Origin of the sequence: Pseudomonas vranovensis DSM 16006, from assembly GCF_000425805.1 — a bacterium.
GTDB classification, from domain to species: Bacteria; Pseudomonadota; Gammaproteobacteria; order Pseudomonadales; family Pseudomonadaceae; genus Aquipseudomonas; species Aquipseudomonas vranovensis.
This window is the reverse complement of record NZ_AUED01000018.1, coordinates 13,247-38,485: the sequence shown is the minus strand read 5'-3', so window position 1 is coordinate 38,485 and position 25,239 is coordinate 13,247. Positions and strand designations below refer to the sequence as shown.

Here is a 25,239-nt window from a genome sequence, read left to right as displayed (position 1 = left end):
TTCCTGACAGTCGCCACTGACTAATGTCGTGCCACCATCGCTACTGGATTGGCAATGACATGCTCCGACACCCCACCCGCCGTACCTTCGTCAAAGGCTTCGCCGCCGCCAGTACCCTGGCCGGCCTTGGTCTCTGGCGCCTGCCTGCCTTCGCTGCCAGCACCCCGCTGGGCAATGAACTCACCGGCCGCGACTTCGATCTGTTCATTGGCCAGACGCCAGTGAACATCACCGGCCGCCCGCGCACCGCACTGACCATCAACAACAGCCTGCCAGGCCCGGTGCTGCGTTGGCGCGAAGGCGACACGGTAACTTTGCGAGTGCGCAATCGCCTGGACGAACCGACCTCGCTGCACTGGCACGGCATCATCCTGCCGGCGAACATGGATGGCGTGCCGGGCCTGAGCTTTGCCGGCATCGAACCCGGCGGCGACTACCTGTACCAGTTCACCCTGCAGCAAAGCGGCACCTACTGGTATCACAGCCATTCCGGCCTGCAGGAGCAGGCCGGAGTGTATGGCGCGATCGTCATCGAGCCCAAGGCGCCCGAGCCTCATCGCTACCAGCGCGACTATGTGCTGTTGCTCAGCGACTGGAGCGATCAGGCACCTGATGAATTGATGGCCACGCTGAAAAAGCAGTCCGACGCCTTCAACTACCACAAGCGCACCGTCGGTGATTTCATCGACGACGTGGCGCTGCACGGCTGGTCAAAGACCGTGGCCGAGCGCAAGGGCTGGGCGCAAATGCGCATGAGCCCTACCGACCTTGCCGACATCAGCGCCGCCACCTACACCTACCTGCTCAACGGCCAGCCCCCGGACGGCAACTTCACCTGCCTGTTCCAGCCGGGTGAAACCGTGCGCCTGCGCCTGATCAACGGCTCGGCCATGAGCTACTTCGATTTTCGCATCCCGGGGTTGAAGCTGACGGTCATCGCCGCCGACGGTATGCCGGTGCATCCGGTGAGCGTGGATGAACTGCGCATTGCCGTGGCTGAAACCTACGATGTGCTGGTCGAGGTGGGCGACCTCCCCGCCTACACCCTCTACGCCCAGAGCATGGACCGTACCGGCTACGCCCGCGGCACCCTGGCGCGCAGTGCCGGACTCAGCGCCCCCGTGCCGGTTCCCGATCCACGGCCGATCCTGACCATGGCCGACATGGGCCACGGCGGCATGGATGCCATGGGAGGCATGGATCACAGCAAGATGGCTGGCATGGAGGGTATGGACCACGGCGCCATGTCCGGCATGCAGGCCCACCCGGCCAGCGAAACCGACAACCCGCTGGTAGACATGCAGACCATGAGCCCCAAACCCAACCTCGCCGACCCGGGCATCGGCCTGCGCAACAACGGTCGCCGGGTACTGACCTATGCCGACCTCAAAAGCACCTTTTCCGACCCGGACGGCCGCGAGCCATCCCGGGAAATCGAGCTGCACCTGACCGGCCATATGGAACGCTTTGCCTGGTCGTTCAACGGCATCAAGTTTTCCGACGCCGAGCCCCTGCGCCTGACCTACGGCGAGCGGCTGCGCATCACCCTGGTCAACGACACCATGATGGCCCACCCAATCCACCTGCACGGGTTGTGGAGTGACCTGGAGGACGAACACGGCCGCTTCCAGGTGCGCAAGCACACCCTCGACATCCCGCCGGGCAGCCGGCGCAGCTACCGGGTCAGCGCCGATGCCCTGGGTCGCTGGGCCTATCACTGCCACTTGCTCTACCACATGGAGATGGGCATGTTCCGCGAGGTACGCGTCGATGAATGAATTCTTCAATCGCCCGCTGCTGGGCAGCCTGGCACTGCTCACCCTACTGGCCAGTGAAGACCTGCGCGCGCAGCCGATGGACCATGGGGCCATGAACCACGGCAGCATGAAGCACGGCGCAATGGACCACAGCGTCATGAGTCATGCTCAGGCCCCGGACACGCCGCGTACCCCCTTGCGCCCCATCACCGACGCCGACCGCCGCGCCGCTTTCCCGCCCTTGCCCGGTCACTCGGTGCATGACAAGCAGGTCAATTGGGCAGTGATCGTTGAACAACTGGAGTATCAGAACTACGACAGCCGCGACGTGCTGAACTGGAACGCCAACGCCTGGATCGGCGGCGACGTGGACCGGCTCTGGCTGCGTACCGAAGGCGAGCGAGAAAACGGCGTCACCCACAAGGCTGAACTGCAGGCACTCTGGGGCCACGCCATCAGTCCCTGGTGGGAGTTGGTGGGTGGCGTGCGTCAGGATTTCAAACCGGCCAGTGGCCAGGCCTGGGCGGCATTCGGTATCCAGGGCACGCCGCTCTATGGCCTGGAGCTGGAAGCCACTGCCTACGTGGGTGAGCGTCAACAAACCGCGCTGCGCCTGGAGAGCAGTTACGCTATCCTGCTGACCAATCGCTGGGTACTCGAGCCCTCCCTGGAGGCCAATTTCTATGGCCGTAACGACGCCAGCCGCGACCAGGGCAGCGGCCTTGCCGACAGTGAGATCGGCGTGCGTCTGCGGTATGAGATCACCCGCGGATTTGCCCCTTACCTGGGCGTGAGTTTCAACCGAAGCTACGGCAATGCTGCCGAACAGCTTCGTGATGACGACGGCGACATCGGCCAGACCCGCCTGGTCGCCGGTGTCCGCCTGCGTTTCTAGTCTTGGAGAATCACCATGTTGAGCAAGAAAATCGCCGCTTTCGGCCTGCTGGCCCTGAGCACCCTGGCCCAGGCCGGCCAGACCATCGACGTCTACCGCGACCCGAACTGCGGCTGCTGCAAAGAGTGGATCACCCACCTGCGCGACAACGGGTTTACCGTCAATGATCATGTCGAGCCGAACATGAGCGCCGTCAAGCAACGCCTGGGCGTGGCACCGCGCCTGGCCTCATGCCACACCGGCGTGATCGACGGCAAGTTCGTCGAGGGCCATGTACCGGCCGAGCAAGTCAAGTTGCTGGCCAAGCGCTCCGACCTCAAGGGCCTGGCCGTACCGGGCATGCCCATGGGCTCGCCCGGCATGGAAATGGGCGACCACAAGGATGCCTACGAAGTCATTGGCCTGACCCAGGATGGCCGCGACGAAGTGGTTGCCAAGTACTGATCCGCCCTGAATGTTGAGCGAATGGGCGCTGTTTCTCAGCGCCTTTGGCGCCGCCACCCTGTTGCCGCTGCAATCGGAAGCCGTGCTGGTGGGCTTGCTGGTGCGCGACCCGCAGGCGGTGGTGAGCCTGTTGCTGATTGCCACGGCCGGCAATGTGCTGGGCTCGATCGTCAACTGGCTGCTGGGCCGGGGCATCGAGCACCTGCGCGACCGGCGCTGGTTTCCGTTCAAGCCCGCCCAACTGGAAAAAGCCCAGCAGCGATACCAGCGCTTCGGACAGTGGTCGCTATTGCTGAGCTGGATGCCGGTGATCGGTGACCCGTTGACCCTGATCGCCGGGATCATGCGCGAACCGTTCTGGCGCTTCCTGGTGCTGGTGACGCTGGCCAAGGCCGGTCGCTACCTGGTGCTGGCGCTGGTGACACTGGGCTGGATGCAACATTGAATCCCTGCAAGCGGGTAGAGTCTGAGCCTGAACCCGAGGCTCAACACGGAGTACCCTGATGCTGCGCTTATCCACCCTGGCCCTGAGCGGCCTGCTCGCCAGCCACGCCTTCGCCGCCCAGCCCCCGACCTATGGCGCGCAACTCGAAGGTTTCGACTACCCCTACCCCCTCAAGCATTTCGATTTCCAGTCCCAGGGCCAGCCCCTGCAGATGGGCTACATGGACGTTGCTGCCAGCGGCAAGGCCAACGGCCGAACCCTGGTGTTGATGCATGGCAAGAACTTCTGCGCCGCCACCTGGGAAACCACGATCAAGGCCCTGAGCGATGCCGGCTACCGGGTCATCGCCCCGGACCAGATCGGTTTTTGCAGCTCAAGCAAACCGGCGCACTACCAGTACAGCTTCCAGCAACTGGCCGACAACACCCACGCCCTGCTCAAGCAATTGGGGATCAGCAAGGCCAGCCTGCTCGGCCACTCGACCGGCGGCATGCTCGCCACCCGTTATGCCTTGCTCTACCCACAACAGGTCGAACGTCTGGCGCTGGTCAATCCCATCGGCCTTGAGGACTGGAAAGCCCTGGGCGTGCCCTACCGAACCGTCGATCAATGGCATGAACGCGAGCTCAAGCTTGATGCCGAAGGGATACGCAATTATGAGCGCAAGACCTATTACGCCGGGCGCTGGAAGCCTGCATACGAACGTTGGGTGCAGATGCTGGCAGGGCTCAACCAGGGGCCCGGGCACAAGGCGGTGGCGTGGAATTCGGCGCTGATCTACGACATGATCTTCACCCAGCCAGTGGTCTATGAGTTCAAGCACCTGCAGATGCCGACCCTGCTGCTGATCGGCGATGCCGATACCACCGCCATTGGCAGCGATGTCGCCCCGCCCGAGGTCAAGGCGCGGCTCGGTCATTACCAGACCCTGGGCAAGAAGGTCAGCAAGCTCATTCCACAAGGCGAGCTGGTGGAGTTCCCGGGCCTTGGGCATGCGCCGCAGATCGAGGAACCTGAGCGTTTCCATCAGGCCCTGCTCGGCTGGCTGGGGCGTTAACGCCCCCAGACCTGCGCTTCGGTCCAACCCAGCTCGGCGAAATCCTGGGCCCGCAGGTGGGCTTCGTCCTCGCAGAAAAACTCATCGAGCTGTGGGGGCCTCACCGACGTGTCGCTGAGCATGCCATGGACCTGCCCGCGATGATGGATCTGGTGCTCGAACAGATGGGAAAGCAGGCGCAAGCGCTGTTCGCGCTGAACCCAGTCAGGACGCACGATGCTCACATAGCGCTGCAACTGGTCGTCGCGTAACTGGCTGCAATAGGCAATCAGGCGATGATCGGCCTGGGCCTGCTCGTCATACAGGGTTTCACAGGTGGCAAAGGGTTCCTGGGGCTCGAAGAAGCGTTCGGTGTCGGGCTCCGGCGCCTCGCCGCGCTGCTCGGACTCCAGTGCATTGAGGTAGAACCAGTCCACCGTGAGGATGTGATTGAGGGTCGCCTTGATCGACCCGAAGAAGCTGCAGCGTTGCGCCACGAACTCGTCCTGGGTCAGTTGCAGGCAGGCCTTGTAGAGCCTGTGGTTGGCCCAGCCATTCTGATAGGCCATGGTCAACAGGTAATGCGAAAGCGAAAGCGGCTGCATGATCGACTCCTTCAACAGAAGCGTTGCAGTTGCATCTCCCGCAAGCGGCTCAGTGTTCGCCGAAACGGGAACTCCAGATACCCTTGAGTGTAGAGCGCTTCGAGCGGCACTTCGGCCTCCAGGTACAGGGCGACCCGACGGTCGTAGCATTCATCGACCAACGCAATGAAGCGCCGCACGCTGTCATCGTGAATCGACAGCTGGGGCAACTCACGATCCCCCGCCGCCACGCGCTCGGCACCGTCCTCGGTGCCCCGGGCAATTTTCGCCGGACGCTGGCGGGCGCCCAGGGCCGGCACATCACTCAGCAGGATCGCCTTGAAGGTATCGCACATGGCCATGAAATCCATGGCAGCCAGCGGCTGTTCGCACAGGTCGGTATAGCGGCACCAGATTACCGTGGCGCAGCGTTGCACTACCTGGACCTGGCGTGAGCCTACTGGCATTGGCTGATCGGTACAGCGCTGATCGCCACACAGCTGCGCAAAGATATCGGCCAGGGCTTGCGACTGTCCGGGTTCGCGTACCCAATAGCGCTGTTGCTCGGCGCCGGGGTGCAGGCGGTGGTCCTGGTCACCGATGACCGGCTGCACATGCATGTGCTGCTCGATCGCAGCAATTGCCGGCAGGAAGCGCTCGCGATTGAAACCATCGGCATACAACTGCCGGGGCGGCTGGTTGGAGGTTGCGACAATCACCACGCCGGCCTCGAACAGCACCTGGAACAAGCGCCCGAGAATGATCGCGTCACCGATATCGTTGACGAACAGTTCATCGAAGCACAGCACACGGATCTCGTCGGCCAGGGACAAGGCCAGCGCCTGCAACGGGTCGGCGGTGCCGTTGAGCTGGAACAGACGCTGATGCACCCAGCGCATGAAATGGTGGAAATGCTGGCGTCGGGCCGGCACCTGCAAGCAGGCATGGAACTGGTCCATCAGCCAGGTCTTGCCGCGCCCTACCGGGCCCCAGAGGTAGACGCCATGTGGGGTTTCGCCGCGCTGCAGGGCGTTGAAGCATGCATCCAGGGCGCTGGCAGCCTGAGCCTGGGCCGGGTCACTGACAAAGCCGTCGTGGTCGATGGCCTGCTGGTAGAGGCGCAGGGGGGAGCCGGACATGGAACGGGCCTTTGGGAAAAAGGCCCATTCTGGTGGCGAAGCGAATCGCGGGCAAGCCCGCGACTACAGGTCCAGCCCCACTTTCAGCAACTGACCGTCCTCGGCATCGGTGAGCAGGTACAGGTACCCGTCCGGCCCCACCCGCACATCACGGATCCGCGCATCGAGCTCACCCAACAAGCGTTCTTCATGAACCACCTTGTCGCCATCAAGCTGCAGGCGAATCAGTTCCTGGCTGAGCAAGGCTCCGATGAACAGGCTGTGGTCCCAAGGTTTGAAGCGGGGGTTGTCGTAAAAGGCCATGCCACTGATAGCGGGCGACTTCTCCCAGACATGGTGCGGGTCGACCATGCCATCCACATGCTCGCCCTTGGCCTCGGGAATCGGCAGCAGCGAGTAATTGATGCCGTGGGTCGCAATCGGCCAGCCATAGTTCTTGCCGGGTTTGGGCAAGTTGATTTCATCCCCGCCACGAGGCCCGTGCTCATTGGTCCACAGCTCGCCGGTCCAGGGGTTGAGCGCCGCGCCCTGCTGGTTACGGTGGCCGAACGACCAGATCTCCGGGCGCACATTCTGCTGCCCTGCAAAGGGGTTGTCTTTCGGTACCGTACCGTCCGGCAGGATGCGCACCACCTTGCCCTGCAACTTGTCCAGGTCCTGCGCCGTCGGGCGCTGGTTGTTTTCGCCCAGGGCGATGAACAGGAAGCCGTCGCGGTCGAATACCAGCCGTGAACCAAAGTGATTACCCGTCGACAATTTGGGTTGCTGGCGGAAGATCACGCTGAAGTCTTCAAGCTTGGCCATGTCGGCAGACAGCCGTCCACGTCCGACCGCCGTGCCTGCCTTGCCGTCCTCACCCGCCTCGGCAAAGCTCAGGTACACCCAGCGGTCCTGCTTGAACGTCGGCGACAGCGCCACATCCAGCAAGCCGCCCTGCCCCTGGGCCCACACCACCGGCACGCCCCCCAGCGGTGCGCCGACCTTGCCTTCGGCGCTGACAATGCGCAGGTTGCCCGGGCGTTCGGTCACCAGCATGCCTTTGCCATCCGGCAGGAACGCCAGGGCCCAGGGGTTGCGCAGGCCTTCGGCCAGGGTGCTGACCTTGACGGTGCCCTCCTCGCTCTTGAAATCGCGCTCGGGTGCGGCATGCGTCATCAGCGGCAACAGTGCCGCCGTCAACAGTATGGGTATCCAGGTGCGTGCAGACATCGGCGTTTCCTTTCAAGGGGCCGCCATCAAGGCGTGCGAGGCGACTCGCGGGGCGGTCGGGTGGGTTCCAGGCGCGGCGTGGACTGCTCGCGGCGCATGTCCTGACCATTGCCAATGCCCCTGTTCTCAAGGGTCGGCTGGCGTGGCACAGGCTGGGTGGAGGGGCCGCGCAGCGGCGGTGCGGGCTGCACGCTGCCCTGGCGGCTGTTGGGATTGGCCCGCATGATCGGGCTGTTGTAGGGGTTGTTCGGCGAGGCAGCCAGCTGTACCGGTGCCTGCGCGGCATGAACCGGCGCGAGCAACAACAGGCCGAGGGACAGGCCGGCCAGCGCCGGCAGTGATGTGTTCACGGGTTTACCTCCTGCGCGAAACGACGCGCCCAAGCATTGGATAGCCTAAGGCGCGCCAGGTTCGTCAGGGAACCGTGATTTCTCCTACACGTGATTCATTTTGTTTCCGACTCACATATCCACTTTGTGTCGCGCCGCGTACAGACACAGCATTTCCATCGCCAGGGTCGCCCCCGCCAACGCCGTGATATCGGCGTGGTCGTAGGCTGGTGCGACCTCCACCAGGTCCATGCCCACCAGGTTGATACCGCGCAGGCCACCGATGATCTCCAGCGCCTGCACCGTGGTCAGCCCGCCACACACCGGCGTGCCGGTGCCGGGCGCGTAGGCTGGGTCCAGGCAATCGATGTCGAAGGTCAGGTACACCGGGTTGTCGCCCACCCGCTCACGGATCGCCTCGATGATCGCCTCGCAGCCTTGCCGATGAACCTGACGCGCATCGAGCACGGCAAAGCCCTGGGTATCGTCGTTGGTGGTACGCAGGCCAACCTGTACCGAACGCGCAGGGTCGACCAGGCCTTCACGGGCGGCGTGCCAGAACATGGTGCCGTGGTCCACCCGTCCGCCTTCTTCGTCGGGCCAGGTGTCGCTGTGGGCGTCGAAGTGGATCAGCGACAAGGGCCCGTGTTTGCGGGCATGCGCCTTGAGCAGCGGATAGCTGATGAAGTGATCGCCGCCCAGGGTCAGCATGGCGCAGCCCGCCTCGAGAATATGTTCGGCATGGGCCTGGATGCTGTCCGGTACGGTGTGTGGGCTGCCGTAGTCGAAGTTGCAGTCGCCATAGTCGATCACTGCCAGATGATCGAACGGATCGAACGCCCACGGCCAATGCCGGGCCCAGGCCTGCTGCACCGAGGCCGCGCGAATGGCCCGCGGGCCGAAACGCGCCCCCGGTCGGTTGCTGGTGGCGGTATCGAACGGCACGCCGCTGACCACCACATCGACACCACGCAAGTCGCGGCTATAGCGGCGTCGGGAAAAACTGGTGATACCGGCAAAGGTGTTTTCAGCGATGGTGCCATAGAGGCTGTCACGGGTCATGGCCTGGTCGTTGTTCGGGGTGAGATCCATCATCGGGCTCCTGGTTCTATTGTTATTGGCGGCTACGGAAGGTGGTCCACAGGCGGGTGCGCTGGCGCATGTCGGCCAGGCTCATGCTGCGGTCGGCGAACAGCCGCGCGCGCACTTCATCCGAGGGGTAGATATCCGGGTCGCTGCGCACCGCCTCGTCCACCAGCACCGTGGCGGCCTGATTGGCATTGGCGAAAAACAGCGTGTTGGTCAGCGGCGCCACCGAGTCGGGGCGCAGCATGAAGGCGATAAAGGCCCGCGCGGCCTCCGGGTGCGGCGCGTCCTTGGGGATGACCAGGTTGTCTTGCCAGATGATCGTGCCTTCGCGGGGGATCCGGTAGATCACCTGGTAGGGCTTCTCGGCCTGGCGGGCCTGGTCGGCGGCCATTCCGGCGTCACCGTTGTAGGTCAGCGCCAGGCACACGCTACCGTTGGCCAGGTCGTTGATCTGCCGGCCGTTGGCCACGTAGCTGATCGAGGGCTGCAACTGCTGGAGCAGCGCCTGGGCAGCGGCCAGGTCTTCCTTGTTACGGCTGTAAGGGTCTTTGCCCAGGTAGTGCAGGGCTACGCCGATCACTTCCTGGGGCGAGTCGGACATGGCGATCCCGCAGCCCTTGAGCTTGCTGGCGTACTCGGGCTTGAACAACAGATCGAGGCTGTCCAGCGGCGCATCATCGCCAAGCCGCTGGCGTACCGCCTCAAGGTTCATGCCCAGCCCCAGGGTGCCCCAGGTGTACGGCACGGCGTACTGGTTGCCGGGGTCCACCTCGGCCAGCTTGGCCAGCAGGTCCTTGTCCAGATTGCTGTAGCCGGGCATCGCCTGCGCCTGCAACGGTTGCAATGCACCTGCCGCCAAAGCCCGCGCCAGCACACTGGACGACGGCACCACCACGTCGTAGCCACTGCCTCCGGTAAGCAACTTGGTTTCCAGCACCTCGGTGGTGTCGAAGGTGTCGTAGCGCACCTTGTAGCCGGTTACCTTTTCAAAGCGCTGCAAGGCCTCTGGCGCCACATAGTCGGCCCAGCTGTAGAGGTTGAGGACTTTTTCTTCGGCCTGCACCGGCAACGCCAGTATCAGGGGGAGCAACCACAGGGTCGTACGCATGTCGGGCACCTTTGTGAGTGGATGCCGCCAGCATGCACGCCGGGTTACATTGCTAAAATGGTAAGTTACTTAACCTGACATTCAGCGGGAGCAATGTTTGATGCTCGGACAACTGCACGACCTGGACCTGCACCTGCTGCGGCTGTTCGTCACTGTAGTCGAGGCCGGCGGCTTCAGTGCCGCCCAGGGCGTGCTGGGCCTGAGCCAGCCGAGCATCAGCCAGCAAATGGCCCGCCTGGAAACGCGGCTGGGTTATCGCCTGTGCAGTCGAGGCAAAGGCGGCTTTCGCCTGACCGCCAAAGGCGAAGTGCTGCTCAAGGCCACGCGGGAACTGCTGGTGCAGATCGAAGCCTTCCGCCACCAGGCCAACGGCGTGGCCGGGCGATTGCTCGGAGAGGTACGAATCGGTATTTCCGAAGCCCAGGACAGCAGCGTCACCCTGCGCCTGGCCCACGCCATCGAGCGCTTTCGTCAACGTGACGAATCAGTACGCCTGGAACTGGTCAGCGCCATGCCGGCCGACCTCGAGCGCCAGCTGTTGCAGCAGCGCCTGGACCTGGCAATCGGCTATTTCTCGGGCAAGCAGTCGGCCTTCGACTACGCACCGCTGTTCGAGGAGACCCAGCGCCTGTACTGCGCCAGCCACCACCCATTCGCCGGCCAGGCTCACGTAAGCCTTGAGGTATTGCGTGAGGCCGACCAGGTCGAGCACCCCTACCGCTTCATGGAAAACCCCGACCCGCTTACGGGCGGTCGCGCCTCGGCGCGCTCCGAGCAGGTCGATGGCGCCCTGGCGTTTGTCTTGTCAGGGCGACACATCGGCTACCTGCCCTGCCACTACGCCGCGCCCTGGGTAGAGCGCGGGCTATTGCATGGGTTGGACCCTATGCTGAACTTCCAGGTGCCCTTCGTTCTCGTCCGCCACCGTGCCCAGGTCCCCAGCGACGCCCAGCAGGCCTTCAGTGACGACCTGCTGGCAGCCTTCGCCTGACTCAATAGGCCATCGACCAGGTCAGGGTGTAGGTACGCCCACGGCCCTGGTAGTCATACAGGTACTCCGGGCCGTAGGTCGGTGAGTAGAACAGCGTCGCGCGCTGGCCCCAGACGGTGCTGTACTGCTTGTCGAGCAGGTTCTGGATACCGGCGCTGAAGGTACCGAAACCGGTGTCCTGGCTGCCCAGCAGGTCGAAGGTGGTGTAGCCGCTGATCTTGTGGTCGGCATCGTCTTCGAGGGTGAACGCATGGTTGGCCTGCAGGCGCGCGCTGCGGCCTTCCTCCTTCCAGCCGACAAAGGCGGTGGACTTGGACAGCGAGGCATAGCGGGCGTCACGCTTGATCCAGTCGCCGTCCTGGTCTTCTTCCTCGGAGCGCACCAGGTGCAGAGTGCTGCCCGCCTCCCAGCCACTTTCGAAGTGACGGGTCAGCGAGCCTTCAAAACCGAAGTCCCGGCTCTTCTGGTCTTCGACGTTGATGGTCAGGGTGGCCATGTCGGTGGTGATGATCTTGTCCGACCAGATGTAGTACACGGCTGCCTGGGCATCCCAGTCCAGGTCGGCGTAGCGCCAGCCCATTTCCACCTGGCGGCTCTTGATGCCGGCCAGCGGGTTGTCTTCAACACTCAGGCCGGGCTTGCCGTAATACTTGGCCGGGTCCGGCAGGTCGAAGCCTTCGCCGTAGTTGGTCCACACCTGGTGGCCGTTCTTGAAGTCATAGATGGCGCCCAGGTTGAACAGGTTGACCTGGTAGTCGTTATTGCCGCCGGGCACGTTCTTGAATTCACCGACATCCACGTCCATCTGCTGACGCCGGGCGCCACCGGAGACGGTCAGGTTATCGGTGGCATGCCAATCCAACTGGGCGTAGTACGACAGGCCGTCCACCCGGTAGCTGGGATAACGCGGGGCCTCGCTGGCCTTGTCCAGGTCCAGGCCGCCGCTTTGGGATGAGGTCAAGGCATCGAAGGTGGTCTGGTCGGCATTGAAGCGCTCGCGGTCCAGGTCCACGCCATAGGTCAGCTTGAGGGTGTCCCACTGCTTGGCGAACAGCGCCTTGAGGCTGCTGACTTCGAAGTTCTGCTGCGAGGCAGCGAAGTACACACCCTTGGACCCGGCCGGCTTTCCGGGGTTGTAGTAGGGGAACGGGTAGAAGTTGTCGTCTTCCTTGCGGTAGGACGCCTGCAGGTAGAAGTCTTGGCCCAGCACATCGCTGTGGTGGTAGTTGGCATTGAGCAGCAGGCGCTTGGTGCGCGGTTCAAGGTCGGTGGAGTAACCGCTGCGCAGCTCGGCGTCCTCGAGGTCCGAGGGGGCGTTGTAGTTCAGGTTGGGAAAGTAGATCCCGGTACTGCCGTGGTTGCCCGAGTCGTAGTACTGGGCGAGCAGGTCGAGGCTTTGCTCATCGTTGAATTTCAGGCCCAGGCTGCCGAGCACATCAATGGTGCGGTTGTACTGCAGGTCGGTCTGGGTGTTGTCGATGAAAATCTGGTCGCCGGCACCATCGTAGAAAGCTTCATTCTGCTCGCCCGAGATACCCAGGCGCGCATTCACACGTTCATTGCCGCCACTGACCGACTGGGCGATGCGGGTCGAAAGGTCGTCGCTGTTGTTGAAACCGCTGCTGGCGCCCAACTGGGTTTCAAAGCGCGCCGGGCCTTCCTCGCCCTTTTTGGTAACGATATTGATGATGCCGCCAGTCGCGCCGCCACCGTAGATGGCGCTGGCGCCCGAAAGCACTTCGACCCGCTCGACGTTGAACGGCGAGATGCTGTCGAACTGGCGCGACAGACCGCGCGAACTGTTCTGGCTGACCCCGTCGATCATCACCAGCACATTGCGGCCACGCATGTTCTGGCCGTAGTTGGTACGCCCTTCCGGCGCCAGGTCCAGGCCTGGTACCAGCTTGCCAATGGCTTCCTTGAGGCTCACCCCACTGTTGATCTGCTCGTTGAGCTGCTGCTGATCGACTACCCAGACCGTGCCGGGAATTTCGCTGATGGAGGTGCTGGTACGCGAAGCGACGCTGACTTCGATCGGCTTGAGGCTGACACTGGCCGGCGTTGCCTGGGCCTTGCGCAGAATCACCGTGCGCGCATCGCTGAACTGCCAGCTCATGCCGCTGCCGGCCAGCAGGCTTTGCAGTGCCTGGGCGATGCTGTAGCGACCGCTGAGCGCCTGGCTGTGCAAGCCGTCGACATCGGAAGTGGTGAACAACAAGTGCAGACCGGCCTGATCGGCGAACGCGGTCAGGGCCTGATCGAGGTTCTGGGCCGGCAGCTCCAGGGTGACTTCGCGGTCTTGCTGGGCGCTGTTCTGCGCAGCATTGGCAACCTCGGCAGCCTGAACCCAGACCGGACCGAGCAACGCAGCAACAGCGGTAGAGGCCAGCAGCGCGTGTTTGAAATAGCCACTGGAGGGGGCGATAGACTTCACTGTTTTCTTCCAGGCAAAGGTACAAATGAGAATGAATTGCTGATCAGTCTCACTACGACGATTGGGCGAAGAAGAACTTGCAGTGCGAAACCAAAATTATTTTCAAACGGGTTGGCGCGGGCGAGTGCTGCGCAGTCGATCGCAGCCTCTTTCCTCGCCAGCGGCTACAGATTACTGCTGTAGCCGCTGAGCCAATTGCTCCCACCGCGGTCAGTACACCACCGCCAGCCAGGGCAGATAGGTGACCTTCAGCGCATACCGCTGCTCCAGCGTACGCAACAACCCTTGCGGATCATCCAGGTCGAACACCCCGCTGACCTGCATCGCCCCCAACTGCTGATCCGACAACACAATGCGACCATGCTGGTAGCGCTCCAGCTCAGCCAGCACTTCGCGCAACGGCTTGCCATTGAATATCAGCTTGCCCCGCTGCCAGGCCGTCAGCGCCCGCGCATCCGGGGTGGCCTGCAACAGCCGGTCGCCCACCTGCGCCTCACCCTGGGCAATCACGACCCGATTACCGCCGCCATTGCGGCGCACACTGAACACCGCTCCGCTCCCCTGCACCGGCTCACCACCGGCATCGACCACGAACGGTCGCGGATCACTGGCGGGCTCGAACAGCGCCTCACCCGCCTTGAGCAGCACCCGCCGCTGGCCATCGGTGAAATCCACCGACAACGCACTGCCACTGTTGAGCAGCACATGCGAGCCATCGGCCAGGGTAATGCGCTGCTGCTGGCCTACCGCGGTGTGGTAGTCGGCGAGCAAGGCCGGCGCCTGTTGCCAACCGCCATACCCCACCAGCGCCAGCACCAGCGATGCCGCCAGGGCCGAACCCCAGCGACGGCGACGCGGCGCTGGCAGTGTCAGTTCGGCGGCCGTGCGGGTCTGGCCCAGGTCGCCCCACAAGGCTTCGGCTTCCTGCGCCGCCTGTGCATGGGCAGGGCTCAGATTGCGCCAGCGCAGGTAGCGCCCACGGTCGGCATCGGTGGCGTTGCCTGAGTGCAGCAACACCTGCCAGTCGAGGGCATCGTCGGAGATATCGCTGATCGGCTGCGGTGCAGGCATGGAAAGGGCATCAATCATGGTTGTGTTTGAGCCAATTGCGGCAATGGCGCAGCGCCTGGCCGATGTATTTTGCCACCATGCTCTCGGAAACGCCCAGCTGTTGTGCGATCTGCGCCTGAGTCAGGCCCTCGACACGGTTGAGCAACAACGCCTGGCGGGCGTTGGGCGATAACTGCAGCAACGCCTCGTCCAAGTGCTTCAGGCGCTCGCGGGCCAGCAGGGCCGCCTCGGGCGCAGGCGACGGGCACGGCACCTCACGCGCAGCGTCGCTGTCATCGAGGTTGCCGGCCATGCGCTGCTCACGTCGCAAGGTATCGATGGCCAGGTTCCCGGCCACACGAAAAATGAAACTGCGCGCGTGCAGCACCGGCAGGTCCTGTTGCTCGATCTTGACCAGCTTGAGGTAGGTTTCCTGGGCCACGTCGGCCGCACGCTGACGGTCGCTCATGCGCCGGGTCAGGAACTGCAGCAGGTCATCGTAATGTTCCTGAAAGCTGGCAAGCAGCCCGGACACGGGAGACGTCAACATGGAGGAATTCGAAGGGCCTTGGGAACGGAAGACAGACGTTAATGAGAAACAGTATCGTTCATAACGCCAACGGCTTTCAACGTCGCCGTGCATTTGCCACACTGAACTTTCTATTCTGCCGCCTGGAGCTTCACCCATGCCCCATGGTTATCGTCACCTTTTGCGACTGTGCCTGGTACTGACGATACTCCTTGGCCTGAACGCCTGTGCCCTGTTCCAGGCGCGCGACCCCGTGAACATCAGCGTGATCGGCATCGAACCCCTGCCCGGCCAGGACCTCGAGGTGCGCATGGCGGTGAAACTGCGGGTGCAAAACCCCAATGAAACGCCGATCGACTACAACGGCATCGCCCTGAACCTTGAGGTCAATGGCCAACCGTTGGCGGCGGGAGTGAGTGACCAGAGCGGCAGCATTGGCCGCTTCGGCGAAAGCGTACTGGTGGTGCCGGTGAGCGTCACCGCCTTCACCGTCCTGCGCCAGGCCGTGGGCCTGAGCCGGGTACAGACGCTCGACGGCTTGCCCTACGTGCTGCGTGGCAAGCTTGCCGGCGGCCTGTTCGGCACCCGGCGCTTCAGTGACAGCGGTCGACTGAGCCTGCCACAACCGAGCGCCCCGTCCAGGTAAAGGCCTGTTACTTGGCGGCAGCCATCAGCTTGTTGACTTCACTGCGCACCATATTGGCGAACTCGGGCGGCGACATGCCGTCCAGCTCGGTGCGAACCCATTCGGCCCACTTGCCCTTGCGCCGCGGTTTTTCGGCGATCAGCCGGGCGGCTTCGCCCTTGGCCTTGCCCAGGTTGGTCTGCCAGAGCTCGAACAAACGTGCTTTCTCGTCCTCGATCTGCGCCCGTTCGGCGAAACTCTTGTTGGCCAGATTGAAACTCATGAGGGGTGTCCTGCCGCTGGAAAATAGGCGCTATCTTACACTGTAGCCGCCGGAGTCCGGCACTCCGCTGCAACTTTCCGTACACAGCGGCATCCACTGTTCAATGCCCATCAACTGACGAGGAAATGCCCATGGCCAGGAAAACCACCGTGCAAGCCGAAGCCGAGCAAATCAAGGACCAGGCGTTCAGCGAGCTGCAGGCGTTGATCGAAGAATCGGAAAAGCTGTTGCAGGACAGCGCCAAGCTGGTGGGAGAAGACGCCGACACGCTGCGGGCCCAGATCGGCCTGAAACTCAAACAGGCACGTGAATCGGTCGGGAACGTACGCAGCAAGGCACAGCCGGTGGTCGATGCCACCCAGGACTACATCGGTGGACACCCGTGGCAGACCGTGGCGATTTCGGCCGGGTTCGGGCTCGTGGTGGGGCTGTTGCTGGGGCGTCGCGCCTAGCATCCCGAAACCGTAGCCGCTGCCGCCAGGCTGCGATCGACTGCACAGCAATCGCCTAGTGGTGTCTACGACCGCTTCGCGGCCGATCGCGGCCTCGCGGCAGCGGCTACAACAGCGTTCAGCGCAGTCTCAACGCCTGCACCACCCCACAGGCAATCGCCATCCCCACCAGGGCTGGCAGCGTTTCGGCCTCCATGCGCTTCATCACCCGTGCCCGGTACAGGTCGACGGTCTTCACGCTGATTTCAAGTTGCTCGGCAATTTCCCGGTTGCTGAACCCCTGCACCAGCGGTACAAATACGTCGCGCTCACGCGGGGTCAGGCTATCGATCCGCGCCTGCACCTGGTCACGCGGCCCGCTGCCGGCCAGGGCCTGGGATGATCGGTCCAGCGCGGCCTGGACTGCATCCAGCAACAGCTGGTCGTTATAGGGCTTTTCAATGAAGTCGCAAGCGCCCGCCTTGAACGCACGCACCACGATCGGTACATCGGCATGGCCGCTGACAAAGATCACCGGCAACTCGACGCCGCGCCCGCGCAAGGCCTCCTGGACACCCAGCCCGCCCATCCCCGGCATACGCACATCCAGCAGCACGCAAGCGGGCAAGTGACCGTCACAGGCACTTAAGAACGCTTGGCCACTGGTAAAGGGCAACGCCTGGATACCGACCGACTCCAGCAGCCAGACCGTGGAGTCGAGCATGCCCTGGTCGTCGTCGACCACATAGACTTTCGGTTGCTGCATTACACATCCTCTGGTGCGGCGCCGGCCACTGGAGCCAGCCGACAAGACAAAACCAACCCACCCGCTCCACCTGGCATCGCCTGCAAGGTGCCGCCAAAACCTTCGATGATACTGCGGCTCATACTAAGGCCAAGGCCGAGCCCTTCGGGCTTGCTGGTGTTGAAGGGGGTAAAAATACCGTCCAGGCGCTCTGGCGCTACACCCGGCCCCTGGTCGATCACTTCGATCTGCACCTGCCCGGCGACCAGCGCGGCGCTGAGCACGATACGCGAGGGCTGGCCTGAGTGCTGCTCGCGATTGGCATCAATGGCGTTGCGCAGCAGGTTGAGCAGCACCTGTTCGAGCAACACCCGGTCGGCGTACACCGTCGGCAGCGTATCGGCTACCTGCTGCACGATGGTCACCTGGTCGCGCGTCGCTTCCCAGTCGCACAGCCGTACCGCTTCAGTGGCGATATCGCCGACATGCAAGGCCTGCAAGCGCCGGGGTTCCTTGCGCAGGAAGGCACGCAGACGCTTGATCACCGCAGCGGCATGGGTGGCCTGCTCGCTGATGCGCTGCAACCCCTGAGAAACCCGCGCGGCCGCCTGGGGATCACGCTCCAGGGCCTGTAGGTAACGCTGGCTGGCACCGGCGTAGTTGACCACCGCCGCCAACGGCTGGTTGATCTCATGGGCAATGCCCGAGGCCAGCTCGCCCAAGGTGATCAAGCGCGCGCTGTGGGCCAGTTCGTCCTGATGCCGACGTTGCTGGCTTTCGCGCAGTTCACGTTCGGTCATGTCTCGCGCCACCAACGAGTAGTAGCGCTCGCCGCCCGTGCCGCGATGGGCCAGCAGTACCAGCGACACGGGGAATGCCGCAGCGCCCTGCCAGGGTATCAACCGCGTCTCGGCATGCCACACCCCGCCTTGTTCGGCACACTGCCAGCCTTCGCGATCCAGTCGTTGCTGCAGGCCCGGGTCCAGCAGGGCCTGCAGCAGCGGCAGTGCATCGACTTCCTGCAACGCCAGCGCCCGCCGCGCCGAACCATTGAGGTAACTCAGGCGCCCGTCACGGTCGGTGAACAGCACAAGATCGGTATTGGCCTCCACCACTTCGGCCAGCCGCCGGCGGTTTTCCTGGGCCTCGATCCGCACGCTGATATCCCGTGAGACGCTGACGATCTCTACCACTGCACCGGTGTAGGTTTCGCGAATGGCACGGCTGGCGATCTCGAACCACAGGTAGCGGCCGTCACGGTGACGCACCCGGCAGGTCATGGTCTGGTAGCCGTCCTGTTCCAGGGCCTGAGCGGCCAGCATCAGCGACTGCTGGCGGTCCTGTTGATGGAACAGCGACTGCACCGGCACCCCGCGCAGTTGCTCGGGCCAATACCCGAGCAAACGGTAGGACGCGGGCGAAGCGTCGAGAAAACAGCCATCGGGGCTGTGCCGGGAAATCAGGTCGGTGGTGTTCTCGGTGATCAACCGGTACAGGCGCCGGGCCTGGCTGGCCTCGCGCTCAGCCAGGCGCTCGGCGGTGGCGTCGCGACAACGCGCCAGTACTTGCCCGGTGCTGGCAGGCATGAAGGTCCAGAGCAGAATCCGCCCGGCTACGGATGCTTCGACATCGCTGATGGCCCGCACCTGGCCCAGGCAGGCCGTGACCAGGGCCTGCAAGTTGCTCGGCAACCAGTAATCTGCCGACCGTTCGGGCCACGGCCCCAGCATGGCCTGCAGTGCCGGGTTGACCGCCAGCACCGCGCAAGAGGCGTCCAGAAGCAGGCTGGGCTGGGGATCACTGTCGAGCAAGGGCGTCATGGGTGCACTCAAAGGATGGCCTTGAAGCCTGATATGGTACTTCTACTATATTGCTATAGTCCATCTTCCAAGTAACATAGCGATTCACGTAAAAAATGTGACACCTGAAGGGCCCACCCTTCACGACACCTGATCAGAGCTAACAATCAGCCACCGGGAGTTGTACTGCGCCACGCGCCGACTCCCTGCACAGGAACATTGCATGTCGATCTTCTCCCAGGGCCTGGCGCCCGCCCCTGTCAATCACCAGGCCTTGAGCCCCTTGAGTTTCATCGAACGCACGGCGGCGGTCTATGGCCACTACCCGGCGGTGATCCACGGTGCCATCCGGCGCAACTGGCAACAGACCTACGAACGCTCCCGGCGCCTGGCCAGTGCCTTGGCCGGGCGCGGTATCGGCCAGGGCGACACTGTAGCGGTGATGTTGCCCAATATCCCGGCGATGCTTGAAGCGCACTTCGGCGTGCCGATGATCGGCGCAGTGCTCAATGCCCTGAACGTACGCCTGGACGCCGAGGCCATTGCCTTCATGCTCGAGCATGGCGAGGCCAAGGTACTGATTACCGACCGCGAGTTCCACAAGGTGATCGAAGGCGCCCTGGCGCTGATGGAAAACCCGCCGTTGGTGATCGATGTCGACGATCCGGAGTACGGCGAGGGCCAGGCCGTCAGTGACCTGGACTACGAGGCCTTCCTGGCCGAAGGCGATCCCGACTTCGTCTGGCACTGGCCCGAGGACGAATGGCAGGCCATCTCGCTGAACTACACCTCCGGCACCACCGGCAACCCCAAGGGCGTGGTCTATCACCACCGTGGCGCCTACCTCAATGCCCTGGGCAACCAGATGACCTGGGCCATGGGCAACCACCCGGTCTACCTGTGGACCCTGCCGATGTTCCACTGCAACGGCTGGTGCTACCCCTGGACCGTCACCGCCCTGGCCGGCACCCATGTGTTCCTGCGCCGGGTCGACCCGCAAAAGATCCTCACCCTGATTCGCGAACACCAGGTAACCCACCTGTGCGGAGCACCTATCGTGCTCAATGCCCTGATCAACATGCCCGAATCGGCCAAGGCGGCCATCGATCACCCGGTCAATGCCATGGTGGCCGGCGCGGCGCCGCCCGCCAAGGTGATTGGCGCGGTGGAAGAAATGGGCATCAAGGTCACCCACGTGTATGGCTTGACCGAGGTCTATGGCCCGGTGACAGTCTGCGCCTGGCACGCCGAGTGGGACGAGCAGCCATTGGCAGAACGGGCGCGGATCAAGTCCCGCCAGGGCGTGCGCTACCCCACCCTCGAGGGCCTGATGGTCGCCGACCCGCAGACACTTGAGCCGGTGCAGCGCGACGGCAACACCCTGGGCGAGATCTTCATGCGCGGCAACACGGTGATGAAGGGCTACCTGAAGAACCCCGAGGCTACTGCCGAAGCCTTCCGCGGCGGCTGGTTCCACACCGGCGACCTGGCGGTATGGCATGCCGACGGTTATGTCGAGATCAAGGACCGGCTCAAGGACATTATCATTTCCGGTGGCGAAAACATTTCCACCATCGAAGTGGAAGACACCCTCTACAAGCACCCTGCTGTACTCGAGGCCGCCGTGGTGGCCCGTCCGGATGAAAAGTGGGGCGAGACGCCCTGCGCCTACATCACCCTCAAGACCGGTTTTGATCAGACCCGCGACACCGAGATCATCAGCTTCTGCCGCGAGCACCTGGCGGGTTTCAAGATACCCAAGACCGTGGTCTTCAGCGAGTTGCCGAAAACCTCCACCGGCAAGATCCAGAAGTACCTGCTACGTGACTGGGCCAAGGCGCTCTGACCCCCTTTTGATGCGAGATCCCCATGCCTGAATTCAATGCTCCCCTGCGCGACATGCGTTTTGTGCTCCACGAAGTGTTCCAGGGCCCGGCCCTGTGGGCACGCCTGCCGGCCCTGGCCGAACGGGTGGATGCCGACACCGCCGATGCCATCCTTGAAGAAGCGGCGAAAATCACTGGCCAATTGATCGCCCCGCTCAACCGCAGTGGTGACGAACAGGGCGTATCGTTCGATGCAGGCCAGGTACGCACCCCCGAGGGCTTTGCCCAGGCCTGGCAGACCTACCGCGAAGGCGGCTGGGTCGGTCTTGCCGGCAACCCGGAGCACGGCGGCCTGGGCATGCCGAAAATGCTCGCGGTGCAGTTCGAGGAAATGCTCTATGCCGCCAACTGCAGCTTCAGCCTGTATTCGGCCCTGAGCGCCGGTACCTGCCTGGCCCTCGACGCCCACGCCAGCGACGAACTCAAGGCGGCCTACCTGCCGGCGCTGTACAGCGGCCAGTGGGCCGGCACCATGTGCCTGACCGAACCCCATGCCGGCACTGACCTGGGGATCATTCGCACCAAGGCAGAACCTCATGCCGATGGCAGCTACCGGATCAGTGGCACCAAGATTTTCATCACCGGTGGCGAGCAGGATCTGACCGAGAACATCATCCACCTGGTGCTGGCCAAACTGCCGGACGCCCCGGCCGGGCCCAAGGGCATCTCGCTGTTCCTGGTACCCAAGTTCCTGGTCAATGCCGACGGTACCCTGGGCGAGCGCAACCCGGCTCACTGTGGTTCGCTCGAACACAAGATGGGCATCAAGGCCTCGGCCACCTGCGTGATGAACTTCGACGGTGCCACCGGCTACCTGATCGGTGAACCCAATCGCGGGTTGGCTGCCATGTTCACGATGATGAACTACGAGCGCCTGTCCATCGGTATCCAGGGCATCGGCTGCGCCGAGGCGTCGTACCAGAACGCCGCCCGTTATGCCCAGGACCGCCTGCAAAGTCGCGCCGCCAGCGGCCCACAGGCACGGGAGAAGATCGCCGACCCGATCATCGTCCACGCCGATGTGCGCCGCATGCTGCTGACCATGCGCACCCTGACCGAAGGCGGTCGCGCGTTTGCCACCTACGTCGGCCAGCAATTGGATATTGCCAAGTACGCCGAGGCACCCGAAGAGCGTGAAGCCGCACAACGTCAGGTGGCACTTTTGACGCCAGTGGCCAAGGCGTTCTTTACCGACAACGGCCTGGAAAGCTGTGTGCTCGGTCAGCAGGTGTTCGGCGGCCACGGCTACATTCGCGAATGGGGCCAGGAGCAATTGGTGCGCGACGTGCGTATCGCCCAGATCTACGAAGGCACCAACGGCATCCAGGCCCTGGACCTGCTCGGGCGCAAGGTGGTAGCTGATGGCGGCAAGGCCCTGGCCGAGTTCACCGTCCAGGTCCGCAGCTTCTGCGAAGGCCGGACACCCTATCGCGACCCCTTGCTCACGGCCGTGGCCGAGCTGGAAAGCCTCAGTCAATGGTTGTGCGAACAGGCCGTAAAGGACCCGAACGCAATCGGCGCGGCATCGGTGGAGTACCTGCAGGTGTTCGGTTATGTGGCTTACGCCTACATGTGGGCACGCATGGAGGCCGTGGCCAGTGAACATCTGGAGCAGGACCGGGCGTTCTATGAAGCCAAACGGGCCAGTGCGGCGTTTTTCTTTGCCCGCCTGCTGCCGCGCACCTTGTCGCTTCAGGCCAGCATCCGAGCGGGCAGCACCGCACTGTTTGGCCTCGCAGCCGAACAGTTCTGAGCTTCATCACGGCCAGCCATCGGTGCGATAGTGTCGCTATCGCACCGATGGCTGGCGAAATAGCTGCGAATTCGATGTTTTTGCACGATTATTCTGCAATGACTTTCTTTGACTGATAGTTATTCGCCATTATCTCGGTTCTCGCCCCCAGCCCTGCAAGGTTAGAATGGGCAAAACCGGGAGCCTCGATGAACCACACCAGCCTCAGCGCCGACGATCACGATGCCATCACCGATGCCGCCGCGCAGTGGTGCCTGCGCCTTCAGGCTGGAGATTGCACGGCAGCTGAACACCAGGCCTTCGGGCAATGGCTGGCCGCAAACCCGCTGCACGCCCAGGAATACCAGGCAATGCTGGAGATCTGGCACACCGCCGACCATCTCCCGCGCCCGGCTGTGGCAAGCAATGTCATCACCCACTCCGAGCGTCGGCGCAGCACTTGGCGCCACTACGCCTTGGCTGCCGCCATTGCCCTGGCGGCCTTGCCCGCAGGCGCCTGGATCGGCTGGGAGCAAGGTTGGCTGCCCAACAGCTACCAGCACCTGGAAAGCACCAATACAATCACTCATGCCGTGCTCGAGGATGGCAGCGAGGTCGAACTGAACCTGGGCAGCGAATTGCGCTATAGCAACTACAAGGGCGAACGCCGGGTCACGCTGATCAAGGGCGAGGCCTTCTTCAAGGTCCGACACGATAGTCAGCACCCGTTCATCGTGCATGCGGCCAACGGCCAGACCCGAGTCACCGGTACCCAGTTCAACGTGTGGAAGTATGAGGATCGGGTCAAGGTGACCCTGGTCGAAGGCTCGGTACTGGTCGACAGCAACAGCCAGGATACCGAGGGCGGCTACCGCCTGGTCCCGGGCATGCAGGCCAGCTACCAGGCCGGCGACTACGAGCCGCATTTGAGCCAGACCTACGCCCAGGACACCAGTCTGTCCTGGCGCAATGGCAAGTTGATCCTCGACAACCTGAGCCTCGAGCAGGCTCTGCCACAGATCAATCGCTACCTGGAAAAGCCGTTGCTGCTGGCCGACGAGAGCATCGGCAACATTCGCATCAGCGGCGTGTATGACACTGCCCAGATCAACCGCCTGGTGGGCAACCTGCCCAAGGTGTTGCCGGTCTACCTGACGCGCAACAAGCAGGGCAACATGGTGCTGAACCGCATCTCGCCGCCACCTTCGCGGGGTTGAGCCTTGCGCCCAACCCCGCTTTTCCCCTAGAGCATCATTGCCGCCAGCCAACCGAACGCCAGCAACGGCAGGTTGTAGTGGATGAAGGTCGGTACCACGGTGTCCCAGATGTGGTGATGCTGGCCGTCGACGTTCAGGCCCGAGGTCGGACCGAGGGTCGAGTCCGAGGCCGGCGAGCCGGCATCCCCCAGGGCGCCCGCGGTACCGACGATACACACGGTGGCCACCGGGTCGAAGCCCAGTTGCACGCACAGCGGCACGAAGATCGCGGCCAGGATCGGTACGGTAGAGAACGACGAACCGATGCCCATGGTCACCAACAAACCCACCAGCAGCATCAGCAGTGCGCCAACGCCCTTGCTGTGGTTGATCCACGCAGCCGAAGCCTCGACCAGGCTCTTGACCTCACCGGTGGCCTTCATCACTTCGGCAAAGCCTGAGGCCGCAATCATGATGAAGCCGATCATGGCCATCATCTTCATGCCTTCGGTGAACAGGTCGTCGGTTTCTTTCCAGCGCACGATCCCCGACACCGAGAAAATCAGGAAGCCCGCCATGGCACCGATGATCATCGAGTCCAGCCACAGCTGAATGACGAACGCCGCGGCAATGGCCACGCCGGCCACCAGCAAGGTCAGCGGGTTGTAGCGCACCGACACCTGCTCGACCTTCTCGATTTTCTCAAGATCGTAGACGCGTTTTTTCCGGTAGCTGAACAGCACCGCCACCAGCAGGCCGAAGAGCATCCCCGCCGCCGGGATCGCCATGGCATGGGTAACATTGACGCCGCTGACATCCACCCCGCTGCGGCTGACGTTGGCCAGCAGGATTTCATTGAGGAAGATGTTGCCAAAGCCCACTGGCAGGAACATGTACGGGGTGATCAGGCCGAAGGTCATGACGCAGGCAATCAGGCGTCGGTCCAGCTGCAGCTTGGTCAGCACATATAGCAGTGGCGGCACCAGCAGCGGAATGAAGGCGATGTGGATCGGCAGGATGTTCTGCGACGAAATCGCCACCACCAGCAACAGGCCGATCAGCAGCCATTTGACCTTGGCGGTCGAGTCGTGCCCCTGGCGGTCGACCATTGTCAGAATGCGATCGGCCAGGGCATGAGCCATGCCGGACTTGGCAATGGCCACGGCAAACGCCCCGAGCAAGGCATAGGACAACGCCACGGTGGCACCGCCGCCCAGGCCGCCATTGAACGCCTTGAGCGTACCTTCGATACCCAGGCCACCCACCAGCCCACCGGCCAGCGCGCCGACGATCAGGGCGATCACCACATGCACGCGGGACAGACTCAATATCAGCATGATGCCGACCGCGGCAATTACTGCATTCATTCCTGTGACCTCTAGAAACCAGACAAAAAGCGACCGATTCGGCAACAGACTGCTCGGGGCAGTGGCCGAACGACGGGTATTTTTATGGAGGGCGCACACTCTGAAGCACCCCCTCGCGCTTGTCAAAGTCAAGCGT

Annotated in this window: 23 protein-coding genes and 1 pseudogene; 11 read left to right on the top strand and 13 right to left on the bottom strand. The window is 63.3% G+C overall.

Annotated elements, in window-relative coordinates; translation table 11 throughout:
- Positions 1–59 precede the first annotated feature (59 nt).
- The 5 genes from H621_RS0115045 to H621_RS0115025 are packed head-to-tail and all read left to right on the top strand — an operon-like array spanning position 60 to position 4,598.
- Positions 60–1,778 carry a copper resistance system multicopper oxidase gene (locus H621_RS0115045; protein ID WP_028944204.1) on the top strand — a complete coding sequence of 573 codons (1,719 nt, stop codon included), beginning with the start codon at positions 60–62 and terminating at the stop codon, positions 1,776–1,778.
- Positions 1,771–2,652 (top strand): copper resistance protein B, encoded by an 882-nt coding sequence (locus H621_RS0115040; RefSeq protein WP_028944203.1) that lies wholly within the window; start codon positions 1,771–1,773, stop codon positions 2,650–2,652. The genes H621_RS0115045 and H621_RS0115040 overlap by 8 nt, the downstream gene beginning before the upstream one ends.
- A gap of 15 nt (positions 2,653–2,667) precedes the next feature.
- Positions 2,668–3,096, top strand: a complete 429-nt coding sequence (locus tag H621_RS0115035; protein WP_028944202.1) for a DUF411 domain-containing protein — start codon at positions 2,668–2,670, stop codon at positions 3,094–3,096.
- A gap of 10 nt (positions 3,097–3,106) precedes the next feature.
- Positions 3,107–3,541, top strand: coding sequence for a YqaA family protein (locus H621_RS0115030; protein ID WP_028944201.1), 435 nt, complete (start codon positions 3,107–3,109; stop codon positions 3,539–3,541).
- Between the two features lie 58 nt (positions 3,542–3,599).
- Positions 3,600–4,598: an alpha/beta fold hydrolase gene (locus H621_RS0115025; RefSeq protein WP_028944200.1), complete on the top strand. Its 999-nt coding sequence runs from the start codon at positions 3,600–3,602 to the stop codon at positions 4,596–4,598.
- On the opposite strand, the gene H621_RS0115020 is transcribed toward H621_RS0115025, so the two are convergent.
- From H621_RS0115020 to H621_RS0114995, 6 genes are all read right to left on the bottom strand, one after another.
- On the bottom strand, positions 4,595–5,182 hold the full coding sequence (locus tag H621_RS0115020) for a DinB family protein (protein WP_028944199.1): 588 nt from the start codon (positions 5,180–5,182) through the stop codon (positions 4,595–4,597). The two genes, H621_RS0115025 and H621_RS0115020, sit on opposite strands and share 4 nt — an antisense overlap.
- Before the next feature lie 11 nt (positions 5,183–5,193).
- Complete coding sequence (gene zapE, locus H621_RS0115015) at positions 5,194–6,300, bottom strand: cell division protein ZapE (protein WP_028944198.1); 1,107 nt, start codon at positions 6,298–6,300, stop codon at positions 5,194–5,196.
- 63 nt (positions 6,301–6,363) lie between these two features.
- Entirely contained in the window at positions 6,364–7,509 is a 1,146-nt protein-coding gene (locus H621_RS0115010) for a PQQ-dependent sugar dehydrogenase (protein ID WP_028944197.1), read from the bottom strand.
- Positions 7,510–7,535: 26 nt separating this feature from the next.
- Positions 7,536–7,859 (bottom strand): hypothetical protein, encoded by a 324-nt coding sequence (locus tag H621_RS0115005; protein WP_028944196.1) that lies wholly within the window; start codon positions 7,857–7,859, stop codon positions 7,536–7,538.
- 111 nt (positions 7,860–7,970) lie between these two features.
- Positions 7,971–8,930 (bottom strand): agmatinase, encoded by a 960-nt coding sequence (speB, locus tag H621_RS0115000; RefSeq protein WP_028944195.1) that lies wholly within the window; start codon positions 8,928–8,930, stop codon positions 7,971–7,973.
- Between the two features lie 22 nt (positions 8,931–8,952).
- Entirely contained in the window at positions 8,953–10,035 is a 1,083-nt protein-coding gene (locus H621_RS0114995) for an extracellular solute-binding protein (RefSeq protein WP_028944194.1), read from the bottom strand.
- 100 nt (positions 10,036–10,135) lie between these two features.
- Here H621_RS0114995 and H621_RS0114990 point away from each other — a divergent pair, with 100 nt between their 5' ends.
- The gene (locus tag H621_RS0114990) at positions 10,136–11,026 is read left to right on the top strand and encodes a LysR family transcriptional regulator (RefSeq protein WP_028944193.1); all 891 of its coding nucleotides are present in this window, start codon (positions 10,136–10,138) and stop codon (positions 11,024–11,026) included.
- A gap of 1 nt (position 11,027) precedes the next feature.
- On the opposite strand, the gene H621_RS0114985 is transcribed toward H621_RS0114990, so the two are convergent.
- The 3 genes and pseudogenes from H621_RS0114985 to H621_RS0114975 all read right to left on the bottom strand — a co-directional run.
- Complete coding sequence (locus tag H621_RS0114985) at positions 11,028–13,460, bottom strand: TonB-dependent receptor (protein WP_051270546.1); 2,433 nt, start codon at positions 13,458–13,460, stop codon at positions 11,028–11,030.
- A gap of 210 nt (positions 13,461–13,670) precedes the next feature.
- Positions 13,671–14,549, bottom strand: a complete 879-nt coding sequence (locus tag H621_RS0114980) for a FecR family protein (protein ID WP_319801992.1) — start codon at positions 14,547–14,549, stop codon at positions 13,671–13,673.
- 4 nt (positions 14,550–14,553) lie between these two features.
- Positions 14,554–15,060, bottom strand: a pseudogene (locus H621_RS0114975) (RNA polymerase sigma factor); the annotation flags it as partial.
- Positions 15,061–15,196: 136 nt separating this feature from the next.
- Here H621_RS0114975 and H621_RS0114970 point away from each other — a divergent pair.
- Positions 15,197–15,685 carry an LEA/WHy family protein gene (locus H621_RS0114970; protein ID WP_028944189.1) on the top strand — a complete coding sequence of 163 codons (489 nt, stop codon included), beginning with the start codon at positions 15,197–15,199 and terminating at the stop codon, positions 15,683–15,685.
- A gap of 7 nt (positions 15,686–15,692) precedes the next feature.
- Here H621_RS0114970 and H621_RS0114965 read toward each other — a convergent pair whose 3' ends face one another.
- Positions 15,693–15,947, bottom strand: coding sequence for a hypothetical protein (locus H621_RS0114965; RefSeq protein ID WP_028944188.1), 255 nt, complete (start codon positions 15,945–15,947; stop codon positions 15,693–15,695).
- A gap of 131 nt (positions 15,948–16,078) precedes the next feature.
- Between H621_RS0114965 and H621_RS0114960 the strand changes: the two genes are divergently transcribed.
- Complete coding sequence (locus H621_RS0114960; protein WP_028944187.1) at positions 16,079–16,399, top strand: ElaB/YgaM/YqjD family protein; 321 nt, start codon at positions 16,079–16,081, stop codon at positions 16,397–16,399.
- A 118-nt stretch (positions 16,400–16,517) separates the two neighbouring features.
- Here H621_RS0114960 and H621_RS0114955 read toward each other — a convergent pair whose 3' ends face one another.
- Positions 16,518–17,144 (bottom strand): response regulator transcription factor, encoded by a 627-nt coding sequence (locus tag H621_RS0114955; protein ID WP_028944186.1) that lies wholly within the window; start codon positions 17,142–17,144, stop codon positions 16,518–16,520.
- On the bottom strand, positions 17,144–18,943 hold the full coding sequence (locus H621_RS0114950; protein WP_051270544.1) for a PAS domain-containing sensor histidine kinase: 1,800 nt from the start codon (positions 18,941–18,943) through the stop codon (positions 17,144–17,146). Before H621_RS0114950 ends, H621_RS0114955 begins: the two co-directional genes overlap by 1 nt.
- Before the next feature lie 202 nt (positions 18,944–19,145).
- On the opposite strand from H621_RS0114950, the gene H621_RS0114945 reads away from it, so the two are divergent.
- From H621_RS0114945 to H621_RS0114935, 3 genes are all read left to right on the top strand, one after another.
- The gene (locus H621_RS0114945; RefSeq protein ID WP_028944184.1) at positions 19,146–20,768 is read left to right on the top strand and encodes an acyl-CoA synthetase; all 1,623 of its coding nucleotides are present in this window, start codon (positions 19,146–19,148) and stop codon (positions 20,766–20,768) included.
- 23 nt (positions 20,769–20,791) lie between these two features.
- Entirely contained in the window at positions 20,792–22,561 is a 1,770-nt protein-coding gene (locus tag H621_RS0114940; RefSeq protein ID WP_028944183.1) for an acyl-CoA dehydrogenase C-terminal domain-containing protein, read from the top strand.
- A 188-nt stretch (positions 22,562–22,749) separates the two neighbouring features.
- A complete protein-coding gene (locus H621_RS0114935) occupies positions 22,750–23,757 on the top strand; it encodes a FecR family protein (RefSeq protein WP_028944182.1) in 1,008 nt (335 codons plus the stop codon).
- Between the two features lie 26 nt (positions 23,758–23,783).
- Here H621_RS0114935 and H621_RS0114930 read toward each other — a convergent pair whose 3' ends face one another.
- Positions 23,784–25,103 carry a Na+/H+ antiporter family protein gene (locus H621_RS0114930; RefSeq protein ID WP_028944181.1) on the bottom strand — a complete coding sequence of 440 codons (1,320 nt, stop codon included), beginning with the start codon at positions 25,101–25,103 and terminating at the stop codon, positions 23,784–23,786.
- Positions 25,104–25,239 lie beyond the last annotated feature (136 nt).